Source organism: Pseudomonas sp. R1-15, assembly GCF_051132085.1.
Taxonomy (GTDB): Bacteria; Pseudomonadota; Gammaproteobacteria; order Pseudomonadales; family Pseudomonadaceae; genus Aquipseudomonas.
On sequence record NZ_CP071660.1, the window covers coordinates 3,098,556 to 3,118,735 of the forward strand.

Annotated in this window: 18 protein-coding genes; 7 read left to right on the forward strand and 11 right to left on the reverse strand. The window is 63.7% G+C overall.

Annotation, left to right across the window (positions count from 1 at the left end; all coding sequences use genetic code 11):
- Window positions 1–13: 13 nt before the first annotated feature.
- From J3P97_RS13955 to pssA, 6 genes are all read right to left on the reverse strand, one after another.
- Entirely contained in the window at window positions 14–1,141 is a 1,128-nt protein-coding gene (locus tag J3P97_RS13955) for an acyl-CoA dehydrogenase (RefSeq protein WP_434671971.1), read from the reverse strand.
- A 9-nt stretch (window positions 1,142–1,150) separates the two neighbouring features.
- A complete protein-coding gene (locus tag J3P97_RS13960) occupies window positions 1,151–2,338 on the reverse strand; it encodes an acetyl-CoA C-acyltransferase (RefSeq protein WP_434671972.1) in 1,188 nt (395 codons plus the stop codon).
- An 11-nt stretch (window positions 2,339–2,349) separates the two neighbouring features.
- The gene (locus J3P97_RS13965; RefSeq protein ID WP_434671973.1) at window positions 2,350–3,111 is read right to left on the reverse strand and encodes an SDR family NAD(P)-dependent oxidoreductase; all 762 of its coding nucleotides are present in this window, start codon (window positions 3,109–3,111) and stop codon (window positions 2,350–2,352) included.
- Between the two features lie 16 nt (window positions 3,112–3,127).
- Window positions 3,128–4,792, reverse strand: coding sequence for an AMP-binding protein (locus J3P97_RS13970; RefSeq protein ID WP_434671974.1), 1,665 nt, complete (start codon window positions 4,790–4,792; stop codon window positions 3,128–3,130).
- 250 nt (window positions 4,793–5,042) lie between these two features.
- Window positions 5,043–6,059, reverse strand: coding sequence for an AraC family transcriptional regulator (locus tag J3P97_RS13975; RefSeq protein ID WP_434600824.1), 1,017 nt, complete (start codon window positions 6,057–6,059; stop codon window positions 5,043–5,045).
- A gap of 11 nt (window positions 6,060–6,070) precedes the next feature.
- Entirely contained in the window at window positions 6,071–7,414 is a 1,344-nt protein-coding gene (pssA, locus tag J3P97_RS13980; protein WP_434568360.1) for a CDP-diacylglycerol--serine O-phosphatidyltransferase, read from the reverse strand.
- 124 nt (window positions 7,415–7,538) lie between these two features.
- Here pssA and J3P97_RS13985 point away from each other — a divergent pair, with 124 nt between their 5' ends.
- Window positions 7,539–8,105, forward strand: a complete 567-nt coding sequence (locus tag J3P97_RS13985; protein ID WP_434657821.1) for a TetR/AcrR family transcriptional regulator — start codon at window positions 7,539–7,541, stop codon at window positions 8,103–8,105.
- Between the two features lie 92 nt (window positions 8,106–8,197).
- Window positions 8,198–8,677 carry a DUF1348 family protein gene (locus J3P97_RS13990; RefSeq protein WP_434568358.1) on the forward strand — a complete coding sequence of 160 codons (480 nt, stop codon included), beginning with the start codon at window positions 8,198–8,200 and terminating at the stop codon, window positions 8,675–8,677.
- A gap of 115 nt (window positions 8,678–8,792) precedes the next feature.
- On the opposite strand, the gene J3P97_RS13995 is transcribed toward J3P97_RS13990, so the two are convergent.
- Window positions 8,793–9,863 carry a M42 family metallopeptidase gene (locus J3P97_RS13995; protein ID WP_434671975.1) on the reverse strand — a complete coding sequence of 357 codons (1,071 nt, stop codon included), beginning with the start codon at window positions 9,861–9,863 and terminating at the stop codon, window positions 8,793–8,795.
- A 248-nt stretch (window positions 9,864–10,111) separates the two neighbouring features.
- Here J3P97_RS13995 and J3P97_RS14000 point away from each other — a divergent pair, with 248 nt between their 5' ends.
- Window positions 10,112–10,513: a hypothetical protein gene (locus J3P97_RS14000; protein ID WP_434600827.1), complete on the forward strand. Its 402-nt coding sequence runs from the start codon at window positions 10,112–10,114 to the stop codon at window positions 10,511–10,513.
- Between the two features lie 219 nt (window positions 10,514–10,732).
- On the opposite strand, the gene J3P97_RS14005 is transcribed toward J3P97_RS14000, so the two are convergent.
- From J3P97_RS14005 to J3P97_RS14020, 4 genes are all read right to left on the reverse strand, one after another.
- Window positions 10,733–13,156 (reverse strand): TonB-dependent siderophore receptor, encoded by a 2,424-nt coding sequence (locus J3P97_RS14005; RefSeq protein ID WP_434671976.1) that lies wholly within the window; start codon window positions 13,154–13,156, stop codon window positions 10,733–10,735.
- 67 nt (window positions 13,157–13,223) lie between these two features.
- The gene (locus J3P97_RS14010; protein ID WP_434671977.1) at window positions 13,224–14,165 is read right to left on the reverse strand and encodes a FecR domain-containing protein; all 942 of its coding nucleotides are present in this window, start codon (window positions 14,163–14,165) and stop codon (window positions 13,224–13,226) included.
- On the reverse strand, window positions 14,165–14,674 hold the full coding sequence (locus tag J3P97_RS14015) for a sigma-70 family RNA polymerase sigma factor (protein WP_434568353.1): 510 nt from the start codon (window positions 14,672–14,674) through the stop codon (window positions 14,165–14,167). The genes J3P97_RS14010 and J3P97_RS14015 overlap by 1 nt, the downstream gene beginning before the upstream one ends.
- A gap of 150 nt (window positions 14,675–14,824) precedes the next feature.
- The gene (locus J3P97_RS14020) at window positions 14,825–15,346 is read right to left on the reverse strand and encodes an SgcJ/EcaC family oxidoreductase (RefSeq protein ID WP_434671978.1); all 522 of its coding nucleotides are present in this window, start codon (window positions 15,344–15,346) and stop codon (window positions 14,825–14,827) included.
- 175 nt (window positions 15,347–15,521) lie between these two features.
- Between J3P97_RS14020 and J3P97_RS14025 the strand changes: the two genes are divergently transcribed.
- From J3P97_RS14025 to J3P97_RS14040, 4 genes are read left to right on the forward strand one after another with little or no spacing between them, the layout of a single operon-like run.
- On the forward strand, window positions 15,522–16,706 hold the full coding sequence (locus J3P97_RS14025; protein ID WP_434671979.1) for a sensor histidine kinase: 1,185 nt from the start codon (window positions 15,522–15,524) through the stop codon (window positions 16,704–16,706).
- Window positions 16,703–17,371, forward strand: a complete 669-nt coding sequence (locus tag J3P97_RS14030; protein ID WP_434671980.1) for a response regulator — start codon at window positions 16,703–16,705, stop codon at window positions 17,369–17,371. Before J3P97_RS14025 ends, J3P97_RS14030 begins: the two co-directional genes overlap by 4 nt.
- A complete protein-coding gene (locus J3P97_RS14035) occupies window positions 17,368–19,680 on the forward strand; it encodes an ATP-binding protein (RefSeq protein ID WP_434671981.1) in 2,313 nt (770 codons plus the stop codon). Before J3P97_RS14030 ends, J3P97_RS14035 begins: the two co-directional genes overlap by 4 nt.
- Complete coding sequence (locus J3P97_RS14040) at window positions 19,677–20,159, forward strand: response regulator (RefSeq protein WP_305500942.1); 483 nt, start codon at window positions 19,677–19,679, stop codon at window positions 20,157–20,159. The genes J3P97_RS14035 and J3P97_RS14040 overlap by 4 nt, the downstream gene beginning before the upstream one ends.
- Window positions 20,160–20,180: the final 21 nt, after the last annotated feature.

Sequence of the window (20,180 nt, forward strand, 5' to 3'; positions counted from 1 at the left end):
GCGGGACTCCTGTTCAAAGGTTGCGCGAAATGACCATGCGCTGAATGTCGCTGGTGCCTTCGTAGATCTGACAGACCCGCACGTCGCGGTAGATGCGCTCCAGCGGGAAATCGTTGAGGTAACCGTAGCCACCGAGGGTTTGCAGGGCCATGGAGCAGACCTTCTCGGCCATTTCCGAGGCGAACAGCTTGGCCATGGACGCCTCTACGAGCGCCGGCTGGCCGGCATCGCGCAGCGCGGCGGCGTAGTGCACCATCTGCCGCGCCACGGCGATCTGGGTCGCCATGTCGGCAAGGCGGAACGCCACGGCCTGATGCTCAATGATCGGCTTGCCAAAGCTCTGGCGCTCACGGGCATAGTCGCGAGCGGCTTCGAACGCCGCGCGGGCCATGCCCACCGACTGCGCCGCGATGCCGACTCGCCCGCCTTCGAGGTTCGCCAGGGCGATCCTGTAGCCATCACCCTCCTCCCCGAGACGATTGGCCACCGGCACCTTCACGTCGTCGAAAAGGATCTGGCAGGTATCGGAAGCATGCTGGCCGAGTTTGTCCTCGACCCGCGCGACGCTGTAGCCCGGCGAATCGGTGGGCACAATGAACGCACTGATGCCACGCTTGCCGGCGCTCGGGTCGGTGACAGCAAACACAATAACCACGCCAGCGTTCTGCCCGGACGTGATGAACTGCTTGCACCCGTTGAGCACGTAATAATCGCCCTCCAGCCGCGCCCGCGTCTTCAGGCTGCTGGCGTCGGAGCCAGCCTGGGGCTCGGTCAGGGCGAAAGCGCCGAGCATCGCGCCACTGGCCAGCGGCGTGAGGAAACGGGCCTTTTGCTCGTCGGTGCCGAATTTGAGGATCGGCACGCAGCCCACCGAGTTGTGCACGCTCATGATGGTCGAGCAGGCGCCGTCGCCGGCGGCGATTTCCTCCAGGGTCATCGCATAGGCCAGGTAACCCGTGTCACAGCCGCCCCACTGCTCCGGCACCAGCATGCCGAAAAAGCCCAGTTCGGCCATTTCAGCGATGGCCTCCTTGGGGAAGCGGTGCTCACGGTCCCATTCGGCGGCGAACGGCTTCAAGCGCTCCTGGGCGAATTGCCGGGCCATGTCGCGGATCTGGGTCTGTTCATCAGTGGCAAGCATTGTGATTCCTCAGTACAGGCATTCAACGGCCATGGCCGTGGCTTCGCCGCCGCCGATGCAGATCGCCGCGACACCGCGCTTGAGGCCTTTCTGGCGCAGGGCCGAGAGCAGCGTCACGAGGATCCGCGCGCCGGATGCGCCGATCGGGTGGCCCAGGGCACAGGCGCCGCCGTGGACGTTGACCTTGTCATGGGGGATTTCCAGCTTGTCCATGGTCACCAGGCCGACCACGGCGAAAGCTTCGTTGACTTCGAACAGATCGACGTCGCCCAGCGACCAGCCGGTCTTGCTCATCAGTTTTTTCACCGCACCAATCGGTGCCGTGGGAAACAGGCCCGGGGCGTCGGCGAACGCGGCGTGGCCGTGAATTACCGCCAGCGGTTTCAGACCGCGCTGCTGCGCCTGGCTCTGGCGCATCAGCACCAGGGCGGCGGCGCCATCGGAAATCGAGCTGGCGTTGGCCGCCGTCACCGTACCACCGTCGCGGAACGCCGGCTTGAGCGTGGCGATCTTGTCGATCCGCGCCTTGGGCGGCTGCTCGTCGTGACGGATGGTGACCTGTTCCTTGCCGACCATGACCTGCACCGGCACGATCTCGGCGTCGAAGCTGCCGTCCTTGATCGCCTGCTGGGCACGGGTGGTGGACGCGATGGCGAAGGCATCCTGGGCCTCACGGCTGTAGCCGTTGGTCTCGGCGCAGTCTTCGGCGAAAGTGCCCATCAGGCGGCCCTTGTCGTAGGCGTCTTCGAGGCCGTCGAGGAACATATGGTCGAGCACCTTGCCATGGCCCATGCGCAAGCCGCTGCGGGCACGATCAAGCAGGTACGGCGCGTTGGACATGCTTTCCATACCGCCAGCCACCACCACTTCAGCGCTGCCGGCGATGAGCATGTCGTGGGCGAGGATCGCCGCTTCCATGCCTGAACCGCACATCTTGTTGAGCGTGGTGCAGCGGGTCGACTTGTCGAGCCCGGCGCCCAGCGCCGCCTGGCGTGCCGGCGCCTGGCCCTGCCCTGCGGCGAGCACACAACCGAACAGCACTTCTTCAACCGCCTGCGGCGAAATGCCGGCCCGCTCCACGGCGGCCTTGATGGCGGCAGCACCCAGCTGCGGCGCGCTGAGGCTTTTCAGTTCGCCCTGGAAGCCGCCCATCGGGGTGCGGACGGCGCTGACAATGACAATCGGATCGTTGGACATGACAAATCCTCCTATTTGGCGGCCATGCGCAAGGCGCCGTCGAGACGGATCACCTCGCCGTTGAGCATGCTGTTTTCAATGATATGCCGGACCAGCGCGGCGTACTCGGCGGCTTTGCCCAGGCGCGGCGGGAACGGCACGCCGGCGGCCAGGGAGTCACGTACTTCCGGCGTCATGCCGGCCATCATCGGCGTTTCGAAGATCCCTGGCGCGATGGTCATCACGCGGATACCGAAGCGTGCCAGTTCACGGGCGGCTGGCAGCGTCAGGCTGGCAATCGCGCCCTTGGACGCCGCGTAGGCGGCCTGGCCGATCTGACCGTCGAAGGCTGCTACCGAGGCGGTATTGATGATCACGCCGCGTTCGCCGTCGGCGTTGGCCTCGGTTTCGGCAATGGCCGCTGCAGCCAGGCGCAGCAGGTTGAAGCTGCCGATCAGGTTGACGTTGATCACCTGACTGAAACTGGCGAGCGCATGAGGGCCGTTCTTGCCGAGGATCTTCTCGCCGCGCACGATGCCTGCGCAATTGACCAGGCCATTCAAGCCACCGAACGCATCCACCGTGGACTTGACTGCTGCTTCGGCTGCCGCTTCGTCGCTGATGTCGGCGACCACGCTCCGGCAACCGAGCTTTTGCGCCTGGGCGGCCACCGCATCGGCGTTAAGGTCGACCAGCATCACCTTGGCGCCGGCCTTGACGAGCATTTCGCCGGTGGCCGCGCCGAGGCCGGAAGCACCGCCGCTGACGAGGAAAATCTTGTTGTCGATCTGCATCATGGTTTCCTTGGATTCAAGCTGAAACGTTCTGCGCCAAGGCCTCTTGAGCCTTGGCGATCTCCTGGTTGCGCAAGATAAAGCGCTGCAACTTACCGCTGGGGGTCTTCGGCAAGTCGCTGACAAATTCAATTTCACGGGGGTACGCATGGGCCGCCAGGCGCTTGCGCACATGCTGGCGCAATTCTTCGGCCAGCTCCGGCGCTGCGCGGTACTGAGCGCTGAGCACCACAAAAGCTTTCACCAGCTCGGTGCGCTCAGGGTCGGGTTTGCCGATGACCGCGGCTTCCACCACGGCCGGGTGCTCGATCAGCGCGCTTTCCACGTCGAACGGGCCAACGCGATAGCCGGACGTGGTGATCACGTCATCGCTGCGGCCGACGAAACTGATGCTGCCGTCCGGGTTGAATTCGACGGTATCGCCACTCAAGTAATAATCGCCGACAAACGCCTTGGTCGGCTCGCCTTCGTAACCGGCGAACCAGCACATCGGCGACTGGCTGCGATCGACGGCAAGAATGCCTGGCTGCCCTACCCCCAACTCCCGTTGATCTTCATCCAGCACCACGATGCGGTGGCCCGGCGAGGCAAAACCGGCCGCGCCCAAATGCACCGGGTGGTCGAGGCCGTGGTGGTTGCACAGCACCATGCCCAGCTCGGTCTGGCCGTAATGGTCATGGATCACCACGTTCAGGTTCTCGGCAAACCAGCGGATCACTTCCGGGTTCAGCGGCTCGCCGGCGCTGCTGACGATGCGCAGCTTGCCCTTGATCGAGCGGGCGAACTGCTCGCCGCCAGCGATCAGCAAACGGTAGGCCGTTGGTGAGCCCGCCAGGTTGCTGATGCCGTATTTGTTGATCACCCGGCAGGTGCTTTCCAACGTGAAGGGACCATCGTAGAAAGTGATCGGATGCCCCAGCGCCAGAGGCCCGGTCACGCCGAAATAGATGCCATAGGCCCAGCCCGGGTCAGCGACGTTCCAGAACGCGTCTTCGGGGCGCAAGTCCACGGCGTCACGCATGTAGCTCTGGAACGCGACGATGGCCTTGAGCGGAACCGACAGCGCCTTGGCCGGCCCGGTGGTGCCGGAGGTGAACATCAGCAGGAACGGATCTTCGCCGGTCAGCATCAGCGGTTCGCACTGGTCGGAATGGTTGGCCAGTTCGGCCCAGAAACTGTAGTCGCCGCGGACGATGCCCTGGCCCTTCGCCCCGCCGACCGTAACGATGGTGGGGCACCCGAGCACTTCGTTGAGCTTGGGCCGGTTGCTGGCGTCGGTGACCACCACACGCGCGCCGGAACTGCCGAGGCGGTGCTCGATGGCCTTGGGTCCGAATGCGGTGAACAGGGGCTGGTAAACCGCGCCGATACGCCAGGTGGCGAGCACCACGATCAGCAGTTCGGCGTTGCGCGGCAGCAGGCCGGCGACCTTGTCACCCTTGCCAACACCTTGGGCGCGCAGGAAGTTGGCGAAACGCGCGGCGTTGTCCTGCAGGTCACGGTAAGTCCACGTCGCATCGCTGCCGTCACGCCCCTCCCAGAACAAGGCGATGCGCCCCGGCAAGGCATGCCGGTCGCAACATTCCACGCAGGCGTTGAGCGCCTCGAGCGAACCGTGCAAAGCGGCATTGGCGGTGTGCAGGTAATCGAACTGCGACGTGGCGGACGAATAATCGCGCATGACCAGAATCCCTCTGTACTTTTTATTGGTGGGGGAACCGTGAATAGCAGGGAAATACTCGCGCCGAAGGGGCTGCGGGGCAATGGTCAAAGCTTTCAAGTTGCTTGACTGGTTTGGCCATGGTTCGGGGGGTGTGTTGTCAGTGAGGTCCTCTTCGCGAGCAGGCTCGCTCCCACATTGAAAATTGACCGTCCCATGTGGGAGCGAGCCTGCTCGCGAAGACGGCAGCCCAGTCAACCAGGAACCCGGATCAGTCAGCCTCGTTGAGAATCAGGCTGCGATAGTGCCCCGGATTGGACCCGGACCACTTGCGAAACGCCTTGTAGAACGAGCTGGCATCGGCAAAACCCAGCCGCGCGGCGATTTCGACGAAGCTGATGGAGGGCTCGGCCAGCCAGGCGATCGCCAGTTCCTTGCGCACGCTGTCTTTCAGGCCCTGGTAAGTCTGGCCCTCATCCGCCAGGCGGCGGCGCAGGGTCGATGCGGAAACGCAGAGTTGTTGAGCCAGGGTCTCGGTTTCCGGCCACTGCTCGGCAGGCAGCTGGCGCAGATCATGGCGGATACGGCTGGCGAGGCTTTGCGGGTCGCGGTATTTGACCAGGATGTTCGCCGGGGCCTGGGCCAGGAAGCGCTTGAGCTCCTCCGGACTGCGGCGGATGGGTAGGTCCAGGCAGTCGGCGGAGAAGATCATCCGCGTACGGGGCCGGTCGAAGCGCAGGTTCTGCGAGAACATCACGCGATAGTCATCGCAGAAATCCGGCGCCGGGCAACGCAACTCGACGGACAGGATTGGAATGCGCCGCCCGGCGAGCCAGCAGGCCACGCCATGGACGATCATCCAATAGGTGAAATAGGTAAAGGCCCGGCGCGGGTCCTGGTCGTCTTCGAGCAGGACGATTTCCGCCAGGCTTTGCTGGCGAACCCACTGCGCCGGCAGGTGTTCAAGCATCAAGGAGAGGAAACCCAGCCCCGCCGTCAACCCGGTCGCCAACGTCGGCTGGGCCATGGCGCACTGGCACAGGAAGGCCAGGCTGCCGGACTTTAGCTTGCGCGGGTCCATGCCGAAGAACTCGTCATCCAGCCGCCTTGCCAGCAGGCGCCAGAGTCGCGCATAGGCATGGGCCGGCACGCGCGCCTGGGGCTCGTCGAGCCATGCGGGGTCGATACCGACCTTGCTCAGGACTTCTTCGGTAGCGGCTCCAGGGGCGCAGCTTTGCAGCAGCGCCTCGCGCACCAGCTGGATGGAGATGGTGTCTTTTTCCGACATGGCGCGGCGGTTCACAGGATCCGGTAAAGCAGTCGCTCTATTCGCACCCGGCTGACCCGTTTCAGGAACTTGCTCACCGCGGCGGGATAGTCCGGCAGGGTCTCCAGGTCCAGGTAGCGTTCGATCCGCCGGGTGTGTTGATAGATCCGCTCCAGTTCAGCCTGCCGCGGCCCCAGCAACTCCCCTTTGGGATCGTCGAGCAACAGGGCGTTTTCCAGATCCAGGCGAAACGCCCGCGGGTTGAGGTTGTTGCCGGTGAGCAAGGTGTAGCGCTCGTCGACCCACATGCCTTTGAGGTGGTAGGTGTTATCACCGTCGCGCCACAAACGCAGGTTCAACTGGCCGCTGTCGATGTAGCGCTGATGCCGCTTGGCAAAGCGGCGCAGGCTGATCTCGTACAGATAGGGCAACGCCGCAATGATCTTGAACGGCTCGCTGGGCGGGATATAAAAATCATTGGCGGTCTTGTCGCCGACGATGATGTCGATCCGTACCCCGCGCGCCAGGGCACGGTTGATGTCCCGGGTCACGGCCAGCGGCAGGTTGAAATAGGGCGTGCAGATGGTCAGTTGCTGACGGCTGCTGGCGATCAGCTCGCTGATCACCTTGCTCAGCGGATTATTCTTGCCGACGCCCAGCAGCGGGCTCACCGACAGCCCGTCCTTGTCGAGGCTGCCAGCCGTGGTGTCATAGGTTGCATATTTGAGGCGGCTGCGCAGGTCCCCAATGTCCTTGCGCAAGCTGCGGGTGCTGGGCAGGTTCGGCAGGTCAAGGCGATGCACCGCCCTGGATGCGATCAGGCCATGTTGCACCAGATGATGCATCGAATCGGCCAGCGCGCTGTTCTGCAGCAGGTGATATCGGTCGTAGCGGTATTTTTCGAACTTGTGCAGGTAGACGTTGTTCAGGCTCGCGCCGCTGTAGAGCACACAATCATCGATCACAAAGCCTTTCAAGTGCAGCACGCCGAACAGCTCGCGAGTCTGCACCGGCACGCCGTAGATCGGCACTTCGCTGTCATGGACGCGGGTCTGCTGCTGGTACCACGCCGAGTTGCCCGGCTGCTTCTTGGCGCCGATCAGGCCGCGCTGGGCCCGTAGCCAGTCCACCACCACGGCGATGTCCAGCTCGGGGCGCGCGGCTTTGGCGGCATGCAAGGCGTCAAGAATTTCCTGGCCAGCCTCGTCCTCTTGCAAGTAGAGCGCGACGATGTAGATGCGCTGGGTCGCCTGGGCAATTTTCTCCAGCAGGCAACGGCGAAACTCGGCGGCGCCGTCGAGGATGGTCACAGCCTCGGCGGTGAGTGGAAAGCTGCGCAGCTTGGGCAGCAGGGAGCGTTTGAAAAGCGACGGCATAGGGCTCGCAAAAGGTCGAATCCGAAGAACGGATGAGCTTACACCATGACGCGCGGGTTTGGGCCTCCCCTTCGCGACGAAAAAACATTTGACCAAGGAGAACGATCGTTCTACTGTTCGATCCATGAACGAAATCACTAGCAATGAAACACGCGACATCATCCTCGATGTCGCCGAAAAGTTGATCTACAAAAGTGGCATCGCCGCCACCGGCATGGACCTTTTGGTGAAAACCGCCGGCGTCTCGAGGAAAAGCATCTACCGCTACTTCGCCAACAAGGAGGACCTGGTTGTCGCCGCCCTCAAGCGCCGCGATGAACGCTGGATGCACTGGTTCTGCAGCGAAGTGGACAAGGCGCCGACGCCGCTCGCGCGGTTGCTGAACCTGTTTCCGGTGCTCAAGGGCTGGTTCGACAGCGAAGGTTTTCGCGGTTGCGCCTTCATCAATACCAGCGGCGAAACCGGCGACCCGCAGGACCCGGTCCGCCAGGTGGCAAAGATGCACAAGCAGAAGCTGCTCGACTATGTAACCCGCCTGTGCAGCGATCAAGGCATCGAGCAACCGCAAGTGCTGGCGGGGAAGCTGCTTATCCTGATCGATGGGGCCATCACCGTTGCACTGGTCATGGGCGATCACAATGCAGCCGATCAGGCACAGCACGTTCTGAAAACCCTGCTGGCTATCGAATAAGCAACACGCGTATCGCAAGACCGTCGTTGAGACAGACTGCCGTTGAGACAGGCAATAGTGCAATTCATCATTCATTTATCGGGAGATTAACCATGTCGTCCTCTGCTGAAGTTCGCCCGCCGCTGCCGCCGTTCAGCCGTGAAACAGCGATCGAGAAAGTTCGCCTGGCCGAAGACGGCTGGAACTCTCGCGATCCGCAGAAGGTATCGCTGGCCTACACCCTCGACACCCAGTGGCGTAACCGCGCCGAGTTCGTCCATAGCCGGGAAGAAGCCAAGGCCTTCCTGGCCCGTAAATGGGCCAAGGAGCTGGATTACCGGCTGATCAAGGAACTCTGGGCGTTCACCGACAACCGCATCGCCGTGCGTTACGCCTATGAATGGCACGACGACTCAGGCAACTGGTTCCGCTCCTACGGCAACGAAAACTGGGAGTTCGACGAGAACGGTTTGATGTGCAATCGCTACGCCTGCATCAACGACCTGCCGATCAAGGAAAGCGAGCGTAAATTCCATTGGCCGCTAGGTCGTCGTCCGGATGATCATCCGGGACTGTCCGAATTGGGCCTGTAATTGTCCCTCTTGTGGGAGCGAGCCTGCTCGCGAAGGGGCCATCACAGTCGATATTTTCATCGGCTGTGAAACCGCTTTCGCGAGCAGGCTCGCTCCCACAGGGATTTTTGGCGTGTCAGTCGTGGCCGCGATCCAGCAGGAATTCCAGCAACGTTACCGCGCAGGCCTCGATACTTCCTTCCAGGATCAGCTCGTAACCGTGGGTGTTTTCAGTCGGGATGGCAATGCAGCCACCCTGGGCCGACACGCCGCTGCTCATGATCGCGCTGGCGTCACTGGCAAAATCCACCAGCAGCGCGAACTGAGGCGTCAACCCGCGACGTTTGCCGGCCTGGTACAGCTGGTCGACGATCTCGCGGTTGTAGCAACCGTTTTTATCGCCAGTGTTGATGATCGGATCGACGCTCAGTCGGGTAGCGTATTCGGAAATGATCGGGCCCACTTCAACCGCTACCGTGGCATCCCCCGGCAGATGGCTGGCGGCATAAAGCGCACCGGCATTGGATTCTTCCTCTTGCGTGGTGAAGACGAAATAAACGTCGTTTGCCAGTTCTTCGCGGCGCTCAGCCAATAACCTTGCGGCTTGCAGTGTCGCGACCATCGGCGCGCGGTCGTCGAGGAAATGCGCCGCTATGGCATCGCCGACCCGGAACGGACGTCGCCAATGCTGGCTCAGCACTACCCGGGTACCGGGCCGCACGCCGTGCGCTTGCAGCTGCTCACCGGAGCACCGGGTGATCACATGGACATCGCCCCAATTAACGTTCCCCGACAGCACATCGGCGCCCTGATGGGTTTCACCGGTGCTGTGCATCGACCCGAACGACAGTACGCCGGGAATGAAATCCTGGTCGCCGAGAATGTCCACCGGGCACACCCCGAAATTGATCGGATTGGCGCCGCCCAATGCCACCACGCGCAACGTGCCGTCCGGCTCGATGCGTTTGACCAGCATGGCGATTTCGTCCAGGTGCGCCATGATCCGGATGGGCTGGTTCGCCTTGCCGCTCGGGCGTGTGCCCTTGATCAGGCCAATGACATTACCGGCCGGGTCGACCCGGGTCTCGTCGCAATGCGGCCGCAGTTCCCGCAGGCAGATGTCGCGCACTTCATGCTCCTGCCCGCCGGGCCCACGGGCCATCAGCAATTCTTCCAGCAGCGGTAAGGTGGACGGATCGGGTTGCATACGATGGGTTCTCCTTTTTCCGGGAGCGGCCCAGTTGTCGGAGCGAGCCGCGACGTGTTTGTCTTCTTGAGCCCGCGCGGTGCTGAAAAATTTGATCGGATTGCGGCAAAACAGACGAGCGGCCCCTGTCCGGTCGCGGACCAGTGGCCTCTAGGGAGGGTTGACCAGCGCGCCGCGAGGCATCACATTGCCGGGGTCGCCCCTACGCCCAAAGGCGGTTTTGTTGTGTCGCAGAGCTTGTGGAGCCCATGACCGCGTCGATGCCGATTCGTCCCCCCTGCCCGCCCGGCGTCTGTGATTGCGGGCGTGATGCGTTGCTGCAAACCCCAGGCAGCGATTTGCGCATCCTTTGCCTGAATCGTCAGGAAGAAAAACGCCTGCTTGAGCGACTGGAAAACATCCAGAGCCTGGACGAGCTTGAACGCTTGCAGCAGCGGTTGTATGAAAACCTCGGCGTACGGGTAACCATCGAGCCGGGTTACAACGAAGTGCGGACCATGCGCGGCATCGCTATCGAATTCCAGGACCAGCCAGGCCTGTGCCGCAAGATCCGCCAGTCGATTCCGGCGGCGATCCGTCGGGGGTTGGACAAACGGCCTGAAATCGCCTGGCGGCTGCTGGATGCCCACGACCTGTTTCGCGACGCCTGACATTGTCTTTTTAAAAGGCCAATGCATCCCCCTGGCGACCCGAATTTTATGGCTGCCGAAGTTCCCCTGTGGGAGCGAGCCTGCTCGCGAAAGCGGTAGCACAGTCAATGAAGATGTTGAATGTACCGGCCTCTTCGCGAGCAGGCTCGCTCCCACAGTTGGATTGGGCGACCAGAATTTCATGGCTGCTCGCTCCCACAGGATAAACAGCAGCTCCGGTCAGAAATCGACAGTCGCCGACACCAGGTAAGTGCGCGGCGTCGCCAGGGTCAGCCCCGGCTCGCTGTCGTCCGAAGCCCCGGCCGAACTCCAATAGCGCTTGTCCGCCACGTTCTCGATATTGGCGCGCAAGGTGATGTGCTTGTCATCGACCTTGAAGGCATACCGCGCACCGACGTCGAACCGCTCCCAGGAATCGATTTCCTTGGTATTGGACGGGTCCAGGTACTGCGAGCTGGAATAGATGCCGCGGCTGGTCAGGGTCAACCCCTGCACAGTCGGCACGTCCCATTCGGCGCCCAGGTTGACGTTGTACTCCGGTGTCGCCGGCGCGCGGTTGCCGTCAAACGCTGGGTTGGTGGTGTCGGTCAGTTCGCTGTCGATGTACATCACGCCACCGAGCAGGCGCAATCCCTTGACCGGTTCACCGAATACGCTGACTTCCGCGCCGGTGTTCTCGCGCTTGCCGTTCGGGCCGAAGACGTTGGTCGTGGCGTCGGTGGCATAGGCCGGTTGCTTGATCCGGAACACGGCGGCGGTAACGGCCAGTGCGCCGGCATCGTACTTGGCGCCAACCTCGACCTGGCGGCTGATGAACGGCGGGAAGATTTCATCGCTGTTGTCCGAGGACGTCGGCGCGATCTTGCCCTGGCTCAGGCCTTCCATGTAGTTGGCGTAGAGGGACAGCTTGTCGGTGGCCTTGAACAGGATGCCGCCCGACGGCGAGACTTTTTCCTCGTCATAGGCGGTGGGACCTTTGATCCCATCGGACCAGTCGTCAACTTCCACCCGCTGCCAGCGGGCGCCAAGGGTCAGCAGCAGGCGGTCATCGAAGAAACCCAGGGTGTCGGACAGCGCCACGCCGCTGAAGTGGTTCTCGGTGTAGACCTTCGGGTCCGGCCGTGTGGGGGTGTTCGGCGTCGGTGTCGGCACCGGGTCATAGAGGTTGCTGCGCCCGTTGGCATAACGGGCGCCGCCGTTCTCGAAATCCATGTAGAAATAACTGGCCGCCAGGTTCAGCTCATGGCTCACCGGGCCGGTTTGGAACCAGTTGCGCACCCCGGCATTGGCCGTCCGCACATTCTCGTCCCGGGTAAAGTCGCGGGGCGACACGGTGAAATCGCCGGCCGCATTAGTGACCGACACGTTGTGCCGCAGAAAGTCGTGGTTGCTTTTACGCGCCCCGACACCGCCGTAGAGCATGACCGAATCGCTGACGTCGAATTCGCCGTTCACAGCGCCGAAAGTGTCCTCGGTACGCGCCTTGCTCCAATGCTGCGCGTAATTGCGTCGCACATCGCTGGCATGCGGTACCGGCGCGGCGGCGCCGACCTGGACGCGCTCCTGCGGTGCGTCGGTGTCACGCTCGGTGTGGCCTATATCGGTAGAAAGACGCAGGCGCTCGCCACGAAAATCCAGGCCCAGCACGGCCATCTGGCGATCCACGCGCTGATGATCCCAGTCGGTGTCGCCGGCCTGCTTGACGCCGTTGAAACGCACGCCAAACTGGTTGTCCTCGCCAAAACGGCGGCCGACATCCACGGCAGCGCCGGGCTGGCTGTCGGAGGCGTAGCTGCCGGTCAACGATGTGATCGGCTTGTCAGTGGCCCGCTTGGGCACTATGTTGATCCCGCCGCCGACGCTGCCTCGCGGCGAGATCCCGTTGATCAGTTGGGTCGGGCCCTTGAGGATGTCGACGCGATCGGCCATCTCCATGTCGATTGTATAAGTCGGCAGCACGCCATAAAGGCCGTTGTAGGCCACGTCACTGTTGAACAGGCTCAAGCCACGAATGGTGAATTGCTCATAACGCCCGCCCGCCGGGTTGGTGGCGCGCACCGAGGGATCGCTGGCGACCAGGTCACCGAGGGTCCGTGCTTGCAGATTCTTGACCGTCTCCCCCGTGTAGGTGGTCATGCTGAACGGCGTTTCCATGAAGTCACGGGAGCCGAGCAATCCCTGGGATCCACGCCGTGCCACCTGCCCCCCTGCGTAGGGATCGCCTTGCGTCGCGCCGGTGGCGCCGAAAATCGAGGTCGGCGCCAGTTGCAGGCTGCTGCCTTGCGCCGCAGGAGTGAGCATGTAAGCCTGCTCTCCCACCGGTTGCAACTGCAGGCCAGAACCCTGCAGCAGCCGGGCAAATCCCTCCTCCACGCCAAACTCGCCAGCGAGCCCGGCACTGTTGCGACCGCTCACCAGGGCCGGGTCCACCGAGAGGTTGACGCCAGCCTGGCCGGCGAACCGGGTCAGCGCGGCGCCGAGGCTGCCGGCGGGAACCTGATAGCTGCGCCGGGCGCTTTCCTCGGCCTGGCTGGGCGAGATGAAAAACGCACCGGAGCTCAGGCTCAGCATGAGGCTCAGGTTCAGCAACGGGCGCCAGCCAGCAAGGGCCGGACGAAAACGTAAAGATACTGCTGCGGGCATTGGAGCAACTCTCGTTTTTTGTTCAGTTGCCTTGAATGACAAGCGAGACAAAAAAAGGGGACAGGCTTCAGGCGATATTTTTTCGCGGCGTCAAGGTGACCCAATAGCGGGTACGCATGTGCACCTCAAGCGGCAGGCTGGCCGAGAGCAGCGCGAGGATCCGGTCGGTGTTTTCCAGGCGGAAGCTGCCGGTGACGCGGAGCGCTTCCAGCCCTTCGTCCCAGCGCAACACGCCGGGGCGATAGCGGTCCAGCTCCCGAAGGAAATCCCCCAGCGGCTGGTTCTGCGCCACGAGCACGCCTTCACGCCAGCCCATCTGCCCGGCGTCGAACGTGCTGGTCGCAGCCGCGCCAGTGGCACTTAGGTCGACCTGTTGGCCTTCTGCGAGTCTCCGCGCTGGCCCTTGCGCAGGTTGCAGTTGCACCGCGCCGCTGACTACCGAAACCCGGCAGTTGCGTTGATCCAGCCGAATACAGACTTCGCCTCGGCCGACGCTCACCTCACCGTAGGGCAGTTGGACCGCCAAGGGGACGTCGACGACTTTCAGGGCGATCTCGCCGCGCAGCAGCATCAGGCGGCGCGCCTCAAGGTCAAGGTCCACAGCGCTATCGGTGTTCAACTGCAAAACGTTGCCACCGGCCAGCGTCCACCGACGGCGTTCCCCGGTGGCGGTGTGCAGGTCGGCGCGCCAGGCCTCCAGCGGCAGTTCACGTCCCAGCAACCACGCGGTCGGTACCAGCGCGGCGACACCCAACGCGCGCTTGAGTACGCTGCGACGGGCCAGTGCGGGACGATCCAGGGTGGCCAGGCCCAACGATGACGGCACCTCGGCAAACCGCTGGCGCAGGCGCTGGGCTTTCTGCCAGGCCGCTTCGTGCTCGGCCTTGCTTTCGCGCCAGCGCTGCAACGCGCCATGATCGAATTCATCGGCGCCTGACTCGATCAGCGCCAGCCAGCGGGCCGCCGCCCGGGCGACTTCACGGGCTTCGGCCGACGGAGCCTGGCGCATCAGAAGTCCACCAACAGGCAATGTTCGTAGGCCTGGGCCATATAACGCTTCACCGTGCGTTCGGAGACTTGCAGGCGCTCGGCGATCTCGCGGTAACCGAGGCCTTCGAGCTGGCTCCACAGGAACGCCCGACGCACCACCGGCGGCAGGCCGTCGAGCAACTCGTCCAGGGCCTGCAGGGTTTCCAGCAGCAGCCACCGCTGCTCTGGAGACGGCACGCATTCGGCGGGGAGGCTGGCCAACGCGTCGAGATAAGCCTGTTCCAGATGGCGGCGCGTGTAGAAATTGCTCAACAAGCGCTTGCCCACCGTCAAGAGGTAGGCGCGCGGTTCATGCAGGTCAGCCAGCGACTGGGCGCTGGACAGTACGCGCAGGAACGTATCCTGGCGCAGGTCGGCGGCATCCCACGCATTGCCCATGCGCCGTCGCAGCCAGCCTTCCAGCCAACCGCCATGGTCACGGTATAACGCGTCGAGGGCGTGCTCCGCCGGCTTAGCTGCATCAAGCATGTGAAGTGGCCCTGGGCAAGAATGTCTTAAATGAGACTGATTCTAATTAATGTTCCCAGGTGAATCCAAGGCTTTAATTCATCGACGGTCAAAACGTCTGGCGAAGCAGGCGCCCTTGGACACCCAGGGCGCGCCGTATATTGCCTGCGGTCAGTGGCTGGCCTGCAGGGTCTTCGGTACTTCCGGCATGGCCGACGAGTGATGGTTGATGATTTTCCACTGACCGTCGAGTCGCTCGTAAAGGAAGGTATAGCGCGCCTGCACTTCCCGCTTGGAACCGTCGGCCTGGGTCAGCGTAAAGGTATAGACTCCGCTGTCCATCGCCGCGTCAGGCCCCAGGTGACGGATTTCCCGGTAGTTGATCACCCCGACCGGCTTGGCCGCCAGGAAGTGCACGAAATAGTCCTGGATCTGCGCCGGCGTGCTGCGCACCTTGTTCGATACGGTCGGTTGCAGAATCGCATCCGGGGCGTACAGGCTGGTGACCGCGACGGCGCTGCCGGTCTTCAACGCAGCGTTCCAGCGGTCGAACAGCCCGGCGATTTCACGGTCGTTGGCGTTCTGCGGCTGCTCGGCCACGGTGCTGTAGACAAACGGCGTGGTCTCAAGCGCTTGGGCAAGGGGTGCGCCCAGCAGGAGAAAAGCGGCAATGGCACAGGTTTTCATTTTCATCGTAGCGTTCCTTTGGGTTTCAATGAGCCCACTGTGCCGGCCTTCGCAGGCCTCGCCATCGGCCAACCGGTGCCGATCGCCTATGCCATTCGGCAGATAGGCCGGGTGTCGATCACAGGGTTTAATGAAACCATCACCAACCGCGCCGGTTTCCCCTTCCACGCTGGAGTTCCCCATGCAAAGCCCACCCCATGACCCTGGCAGCGCCTTGGCGATCCGCACCCAGTACCGCCAGTCGCAAAGCCGGGCGGCGCGCCTGGGCCTGTTGTTGGGCACCGGGCACGAACTGACCCGCTTGCCGTTGGCGCAGATGCGCCAACGCGCGGTGGAACGTGCGTGCGCGTTCGTCGCCATGGATCACGGTCTGTTGCTGGAATGGAACGCTGACAGCCTGTTGCAGACCGTCGCCAGCCACGGCAGCGGCGAGCGCCTCGAGCTGCTCGCCGAGCTGGCCCAACCGCCCTCGCCCGCTTCGCAGTGGATGGATCGCCCCGGCACGCCGTTGCCGCAGATCCTGCGGATCCCTCTGCGCGGGTCCGACGGCGTTGCGTTCGGCGCGCTGCTATTGGGCAACAGTGTGCCCTTGGGCGCCCCTGACAATGAAGACATCGAATCGCTGCAATTGCTGGCCACGCTGTTGGCGGCGCACCTGGAGAACAGCCGCCTGCTGCAAACGCTCCAGGCCCGCGAGCGGACCATGTCCGAGCTGGTCCATCGGTTGTTCAGCGCCCAGGAGGACGAGCGCAAGCGCGTCGCCTATGACCTGCACGATGGCCTCGCGCAGAACCTCGCCGGCTTGCATCAACGCCTCCAGGGCTTCGCCGGTCGCTGCCCGCCTTTGCCGGCGGCGCTGGCCGATGAACTGCGGGGCATTCTCGAACTGGCCCAGGGCTGCGTCGGCGAAGGTCGGCAACTGATCGGCGGCCTGCGTCCGCATGTGCTCGACGATTTCGGCTTGTACAAAGCCGTCGACAAGGAGGCCGATCGTCTGCGTGACGCCGGGCTTCGGGTCGATTGGGTCGAGCACAGCATCGCGCGCCTGCCGGGCAATACCGAGATTGCGCTGTTTCGCATCGCCCAGGAAGGCATCAACAACATTCTCAAGCACGCCCAGGCCAATCAGGTTTCCCTCGGGCTGGCGGTACGAGACGGCGAGGCTTGGCTGCGGGTCGAGGACGATGGCTGCGGCTTCGCCCTGGAACAACCCATCGAGACCAATGGCACCCGCCACCTCGGCCTGGCCGCCATGCAGGAGCGCGCGAGCCTGCTGGGCGGCCAACTGAACTGTCGTAGCGCACCCGACCGCGGCACTCGACTGCTGGCCAGCGTGCCGTTGCCAGCCCACGGAGCACAGCCATGAATCGTCCCTTGCGCCTGCTGTTGGCCGATGATCACGAAGTGACCCGCACCGGGTTCATTTCCATGCTCGCCGGTACCGAAGGGTTCGAAGTTGTCGCCCAGGCCTGCGACGGCCAGGAGGCGCTCGACCTGTGCGAACGGCTACAGCCGGACATCGCCATCCTCGATATCCGCATGCCCGTGCTCAACGGCCTCGGCGCGGCGCGCATCCTGCAACAACGCCAGCCGCAGATCAAAGTGATGATCTTCACCATGGACGACAGCCCCGACCACCTCGAAGCGGCCATCGGTGCGGGCGCCGTCGGCTATCTGCTCAAGGATGCCAGCCGCGAGGAGATGCTCCAGGCCCTCAGGCGGGTCGCCCAGGGAGAAGAGGCACTGAACAGTTCGGTCAGCGCCCGCCTGTTGCGCCGCATGGCCGAACGCGGCGCCAACGGTGCGCCGCCCGTCCAGGCCCTGACCGCGCGCGAACGCCAGGTACTCGGGCTGGTGGCCGGTGGGTTCAGTAATCGCGAGATCGGTGAAAAGCTCGGCATCGCCCCCGGCACGGCCAAAGCGCATGTGGAGCGGGTCATCGGCAAGCTCGGCGCCGCCGACCGGACCCAGGCGGCGGTGCGCGGCGTTGCCCTGGGGCTGGTGGCGCAGCCCAGCGGACAATGGCCATGAGGTTTCTGGCCGCCCGGAGATGGGCCGACTTGCCGTTACGGGGCAAGGCGTTGGTGGTGATCTCGCTGCCGTTGGTGGTCCTGCTGCTGTCGCTGGTGCTGATCTACATCACCGAACGCCAGACGGCCCGTGCCGAAGAGGATGTGCGCCGGGTGCTGCTGGTCCAGGGCGACATCCAGGCCGTGCACACCTTGCTGGCCGAGGCCGCGGCCAGCGTGCGCGGTTACCTGCTGACCCGGCGTGAAGATTTCCTGCCCGGCTACGAACAGGCCACCCCGAGGATCCAGGCTGCATTGCAACGCCTGGATCACAATATCCGTGACGCGAGGATGCGCGAGCACCTCAAGACCATTACCCCGCTGATTACCGAAAAGCTTGCCGGGTTGCAGGCGTTGCGCACCGGCAAGGCCGACGACACCGCGGCCATCACCGCGATCCTGATCGAAAACAAACAGGTGCTCGACGTACTGCGCGAGCAGATCAGCGCCATGCGCATCCGCGAGGATGCCCTGCTCGCCGACCGCAGCGCCGCCGCGTCGGCCACGCGCATGCGGCTGCTGTTCGCGACGTTGCTGGCGGCGGTGTGCGGGTTGTTCGGGGCCATTGTCGCGGTGCTGTTCCTGTCCAAGGGCATTGTCGCCCGGGTCCAGCAGGTGCAAGGCAACGCCCAGCGCCTGGCGCTGGGCCAGCCATTGTTGCCGCAACCGCCGGAGAAAGACGAAATCGGCCAGTTGGGCACCCGTCTGGTGGAGGCCGGGCAGTTGCTCGCCGAACGCGAGCGCGCCCTGCGCGATAACGAGGAACGCCTGCGGCTGATCATCGATGGCGTCAAGGACTACGGCATTTTCGCCCTCGACGCCAAGGGCCATGTGATCACCTGGAATGCCGGGGCCGAGCGGATCAAGGGCTATACCGAACAGGAAGTACTCGGCCGGCATTTCTCGCTTTTCTATCTGGCCGAAGAGTGCCCGGCCCACCCCGAAATGGCCCTGCGCGAGGCCACCCGCGACGGCCATTACATGGAAGAAGGCTGGCGTTGCCGCAAGGACGGCAGTCGCTTCTGGGCCAGCGTGGTCATCACCACTCAATACGACAGCACCGGCGCGCTGCGTGGTTTTTCCAAGATCACCCGCGACATCACCGACCGGCGCACCGCTGAAATCGCCCTGCGTACCGCCCGTGAGGAAGCGGAAAGCGCGAGCCGGGCCAAGAGCGAATTTCTTTCGCGCATGAGTCATGAGTTGCGCACGCCGCTGAACGCCATCCTCGGCTTCGCGCAATTGCTGGACATGGACTCGGTCGCCGGCCAGCGCCCGCAGGTCAGCCACATCCTGCGCGCCGGCCAGCATTTGCTCGCGTTGATCAACGAAGTGCTCGACATCGCCCGGATCGAAGCCGGCCGGCTGCCCCTGAACATCGAGCCAATCGCCCTGCCGACCGTGCTGCACGAAGCCTTGACGCTGGTGTCGCCGATGGCCGCGGATTCAGGAATTCATCTGGCCGCCCTGCCCGCGCTGCCCGAAGGCAGTGGCGTGCTTGCCGATCGCCAACGCCTGGTCCAGGTGTTGCTCAACCTCCTCTCTAACGCCATCAAGTACAACCGGCCCGGCGGCGAGGTGCGTATCGAAGTGAGCGTCGAGGGCCATCAGGTGGGCATTGCCGTCAGCGACACCGGGCACGGCATCGCCCCCGAACAGTTGGACCAGTTGTTCAAGCCGTTCGAACGCCTGGGCGCCGACCCGCAGGTCGAAGGCACAGGCCTGGGACTGTCCCTGAGCAAAAGCCTGCTGGAGATGATGCAGGGTAGCCTTCAGGTACTTAGTGAACCGGGACAAGGCTGCTGCTTCACCTTGCGCTTGCCCGCTGCCCAGGTATCAGGCGCCCAGTTGCCGCCATTGGCGGCGTTGGAAATCACCCGCCCGCGCACCGAGTTCGACGGCAAGGTCCTGTGCATCGAAGACAACCTGTCGAGCCTCGCCTTGATCGAAACCCTGATGCAGCGTCGCCCGGGCATCCAGCTGCTATCGAGCATGCAAGGCCAGTTGGGCCTGGACCTGGCGCGCCAGCACGCGCCGCAGCTGATCCTGCTCGACGTGACATTGCCGGACCTGGAGGGGCTGGAAGTCCTGCGTCGGTTGCGCCAGTCGGCGGCAACCGCGTCCACGCCGGTGCTGATGATCACCGCGGATGCCAGCGACCTCACTCACCGCGCCCTGCACGAGGCAGGCGCCACGGCGATCCTGACCAAGCCCATTCATATCCAGGCCTTCCTCGGCCACCTTGAACGTTATTTACCGGAGTCCGCATGAATCGCGATCTGCGCATCCTGATTATCGACGATCAGCGCCCCAACCTTGAGTTGATGGAACAGCTGCTGGCCCGTGAAGGGCTGCACAACGTGCTGAGCAGTACCGAGCCGTTGCGCACACTCGACCTGTTCAACAGTTTTGAGCCGGACCTGGTCATCCTCGACCTGCACATGCCGGCCTTCGACGGGTTTGCCGTGCTGGAGCAGCTCAACCGGCGCATCCCGGCCAATGACTACCTGCCGATCCTGGTGCTGACCGCCGACGCCACGCGCGACACCCGCCTGCGGGCCCTGGCATTAGGCGCCCGGGACTTCATCAGCAAGCCCCTCGACGCCCTGGAAACCATGCTGCGGGTCTGGAATCTGCTGGAAACCCGAGCCCTATACAAATCGCTGCGTACATTGATTCCCGCCGAGCAGATCGAATTGTTGCGCCAGCATCGAGGGACGGCTGACCAGCGCATCGAGCCGTCAGCGTAGCGTGGCGTGGGAGCTTGCTCC

Excerpts from the sequence above, each read along its gene's own strand:
- J3P97_RS13955 (WP_434671971.1), bottom strand. The coding sequence starts at position 1,141 with ATGCTTGCCACTGATGAACAGACCCAGATCCGCGACATGGCCCGGCAA.
- J3P97_RS13960 (WP_434671972.1), bottom strand. The coding sequence starts at position 2,338 with ATGTCCAACGATCCGATTGTCATTGTCAGCGCCGTCCGCACCCCGATG.
- J3P97_RS13965 (WP_434671973.1), bottom strand. The coding sequence starts at position 3,111 with ATGCAGATCGACAACAAGATTTTCCTCGTCAGCGGCGGTGCTTCCGGC.
- J3P97_RS13970 (WP_434671974.1), bottom strand. The coding sequence starts at position 4,792 with ATGCGCGATTATTCGTCCGCCACGTCGCAGTTCGATTACCTGCACACC.
- J3P97_RS13975 (WP_434600824.1), bottom strand. The coding sequence starts at position 6,059 with ATGTCGGAAAAAGACACCATCTCCATCCAGCTGGTGCGCGAGGCGCTG.
- pssA (WP_434568360.1), bottom strand. The coding sequence starts at position 7,414 with ATGCCGTCGCTTTTCAAACGCTCCCTGCTGCCCAAGCTGCGCAGCTTT.
- J3P97_RS13985 (WP_434657821.1), top strand. The coding sequence starts at position 7,539 with ATGAACGAAATCACTAGCAATGAAACACGCGACATCATCCTCGATGTC.
- J3P97_RS13990 (WP_434568358.1), top strand. The coding sequence starts at position 8,198 with ATGTCGTCCTCTGCTGAAGTTCGCCCGCCGCTGCCGCCGTTCAGCCGT.
- J3P97_RS13995 (WP_434671975.1), bottom strand. The coding sequence starts at position 9,863 with ATGCAACCCGATCCGTCCACCTTACCGCTGCTGGAAGAATTGCTGATG.
- J3P97_RS14000 (WP_434600827.1), top strand. The coding sequence starts at position 10,112 with ATGACCGCGTCGATGCCGATTCGTCCCCCCTGCCCGCCCGGCGTCTGT.
- J3P97_RS14005 (WP_434671976.1), bottom strand. The coding sequence starts at position 13,156 with ATGCCCGCAGCAGTATCTTTACGTTTTCGTCCGGCCCTTGCTGGCTGG.
- J3P97_RS14010 (WP_434671977.1), bottom strand. The coding sequence starts at position 14,165 with ATGCGCCAGGCTCCGTCGGCCGAAGCCCGTGAAGTCGCCCGGGCGGCG.
- J3P97_RS14015 (WP_434568353.1), bottom strand. The coding sequence starts at position 14,674 with ATGCTTGATGCAGCTAAGCCGGCGGAGCACGCCCTCGACGCGTTATAC.
- J3P97_RS14020 (WP_434671978.1), bottom strand. The coding sequence starts at position 15,346 with ATGAAAATGAAAACCTGTGCCATTGCCGCTTTTCTCCTGCTGGGCGCA.
- J3P97_RS14025 (WP_434671979.1), top strand. The coding sequence starts at position 15,522 with ATGCAAAGCCCACCCCATGACCCTGGCAGCGCCTTGGCGATCCGCACC.
- J3P97_RS14030 (WP_434671980.1), top strand. The coding sequence starts at position 16,703 with ATGAATCGTCCCTTGCGCCTGCTGTTGGCCGATGATCACGAAGTGACC.
- J3P97_RS14035 (WP_434671981.1), top strand. The coding sequence starts at position 17,368 with ATGAGGTTTCTGGCCGCCCGGAGATGGGCCGACTTGCCGTTACGGGGC.
- J3P97_RS14040 (WP_305500942.1), top strand. The coding sequence starts at position 19,677 with ATGAATCGCGATCTGCGCATCCTGATTATCGACGATCAGCGCCCCAAC.